Genomic DNA, 2,301 nt, shown 5'->3' with positions numbered 1-2,301 from the left:
TTTGATCGTTCCCTTCCCCACGTTAACGTCGGCACTATCGGCCACGTTGACCACGGTAAGACCACTCTGACCGCAGCTCTGACTCGCGTCTGCTCCGAAGTTTTCGGTTCGGCAGTCGTTGAGTTCGACAAGATCGACTCGGCTCCGGAAGAAAAAGCGCGCGGTATCACCATCAACACCGCTCACGTCGAGTACAACTCGAACATTCGTCACTACGCTCACGTTGACTGCCCAGGTCACGCTGACTACGTGAAGAACATGATCACCGGTGCTGCCCAGATGGACGGCGCGATCCTGGTTTGCTCGGCCGCCGATGGTCCGATGCCACAAACCCGTGAGCACATCCTGCTGTCCCGTCAGGTAGGCGTTCCGTACATCGTGGTCTTCCTGAACAAGGCTGACCTGGTAGACGACGCTGAGCTGCTGGAACTGGTCGAGATGGAAGTTCGCGACCTGCTGTCCACCTACGACTTCCCAGGCGACGACACCCCGATCATCATCGGTTCGGCTCGTATGGCGCTGGAAGGCAAAGACGACAACGAAATGGGCACTACCGCTGTCAAGAAGCTGGTAGAGACTCTGGATGCCTACATCCCTGAGCCAGTTCGTGCGGTCGACCAGCCGTTCCTGATGCCGATCGAAGACGTATTCTCGATCTCGGGTCGTGGTACCGTTGTGACCGGCCGTATCGAGCGTGGTATCGTCCGCGTTCAGGATCCGCTGGAAATCGTTGGTCTGCGTGACACCACCACCACCACCTGCACCGGCGTTGAGATGTTCCGCAAGCTGCTGGACGAAGGTCGTGCTGGCGAGAACTGCGGCGTTCTGCTGCGTGGTACCAAGCGTGACGACGTTGAGCGTGGCCAGGTTCTGGTCAAGCCAGGTTCGGTCAAGCCGCACACCAAGTTCACCGCAGAAGTCTACGTTCTGTCGAAGGAAGAAGGCGGTCGTCACACTCCGTTCTTCAAAGGCTACCGTCCTCAGTTCTACTTCCGTACCACTGACGTGACCGGTAACTGCGAACTGCCGGAAGGCGTTGAGATGGTAATGCCAGGTGACAATATTCAGATGACTGTCACCCTGATCAAGACCATCGCAATGGAAGACGGTCTGCGCTTCGCCATCCGTGAAGGCGGTCGTACCGTCGGCGCCGGCGTCGTAGCGAAGATTATTGAATAAGTAGTTGATTTATCTAAATCAGGCCGGCATAATGGCCGGCCTGATACAGCGTTACAGGTCAGTAGCTCAATTGGCAGAGCGACGGTCTCCAAAACCGTAGGTTGGGGGTTCGATTCCCTCCTGACCTGCCATTCACCTCGGTGTGATTGGCTTTCTTCTTACAGGATCCTCCCCGATGACTCCCAAAACTGAAGCCCAAGAATCGCGTTTTGATCTGTTCAAGTGGCTGGCTGTAGTTGCATTGGTTGTCGTAGGTGTCGTGGGTAATCAGTATTACTCCGCTGCTCCTATCCTGTACCGCGTTCTCGCGCTGCTCGCCCTGGCAGCTGTCGCAGGCTTTGTTGCTCTGCAGACTGCGAAGGGTAAGTCGTTCTTTGCGCTGGCGAAGGAAGCTCGTACCGAAATTCGTAAAGTCGTATGGCCAACCCGCCAGGAGACTACTCAGACCACTTTGATCGTTGTGGCTGTGGTGCTCGTTATGGCGCTGCTGTTGTGGGGTCTCGATTCCCTGCTCGGTTGGTTGGTTTCCTTGATTGTTGGCTAAGGGTGTCTCGTGGCTAAGCGTTGGTATGTTGTGCATGCTTACTCGGGTTACGAGAAGCATGTAATGCGCTCCCTCATCGAGCGCGTAAAGCTGGCAGGCATGGAAGACGGGTTTGGCGAGATTCTCGTCCCGACCGAAGAAGTCGTCGAAATGCGCAACGGCCAGAAGCGCAAGAGTGAGCGTAAATTCTTCCCGGGCTACGTCCTGGTGCAGATGGAAATGAACGAAGGGACTTGGCACTTGGTCAAGGATACCCCTCGAGTCATGGGTTTCATTGGTGGTACCGCGGACAAGCCCGCGCCGATCACCGATAAAGAGGCTGAAGCTATCCTGCGTCGCGTTGCCGATGGCAGTGACAAGCCCAAGCCGAAGACGCTGTTCGAGCCGGGCGAAGTGGTTCGCGTCATTGACGGTCCATTCGCTGATTTCAACGGTAGCGTCGAAGAAGTTAACTACGAGAAGAGCCGCCTGCAGGTTGCAGTGCTCATTTTCGGTCGCTCTACTCCGGTAGAGCTCGAGTTCAGTCAGGTCGAGAAGGTCTAACTGAACGACGCATCCCATACCCCCCCGCCCCCTTT

The 2,301-nt window shown here is 56.2% G+C and carries 3 protein-coding genes and 1 tRNA gene; all 4 read left to right on the top strand.

What is annotated here, in order from left to right; translation table 11 throughout:
* Positions 1-1,179: elongation factor Tu (tuf, locus tag HU729_RS25455; protein WP_028699111.1), on the top strand; the 1,179-nt coding region annotated here is incomplete at its 5' end.
* A gap of 55 nt (positions 1,180-1,234) precedes the next feature.
* A tRNA-Trp gene (locus HU729_RS25450) sits at positions 1,235-1,310 on the top strand.
* Positions 1,311-1,354: 44 nt separating this feature from the next.
* Positions 1,355-1,723 carry a preprotein translocase subunit SecE gene (gene secE, locus HU729_RS25445; protein ID WP_186670240.1) on the top strand — a complete coding sequence of 123 codons (369 nt, stop codon included), beginning with the start codon at positions 1,355-1,357 and terminating at the stop codon, positions 1,721-1,723.
* 9 nt (positions 1,724-1,732) lie between these two features.
* Complete coding sequence (gene nusG, locus HU729_RS25440) at positions 1,733-2,266, top strand: transcription termination/antitermination protein NusG (RefSeq protein WP_003255501.1); 534 nt, start codon at positions 1,733-1,735, stop codon at positions 2,264-2,266.
* Positions 2,267-2,301 lie beyond the last annotated feature (35 nt).

Source organism: Pseudomonas sp. RW10S2, from assembly GCF_014268985.1.
In the GTDB taxonomy this organism is placed as follows: domain Bacteria; phylum Pseudomonadota; class Gammaproteobacteria; order Pseudomonadales; family Pseudomonadaceae; genus Aquipseudomonas; species Aquipseudomonas wayambapalatensis.
Note: the sequence above shows the minus strand (reverse complement) of the source record. Positions and strands in the feature narration are given on the sequence as shown.

Excerpts from the sequence above, each read along its gene's own strand:
- secE (WP_186670240.1), top strand. The coding sequence starts at position 1,355 with ATGACTCCCAAAACTGAAGCCCAAGAATCGCGTTTTGATCTGTTCAAG.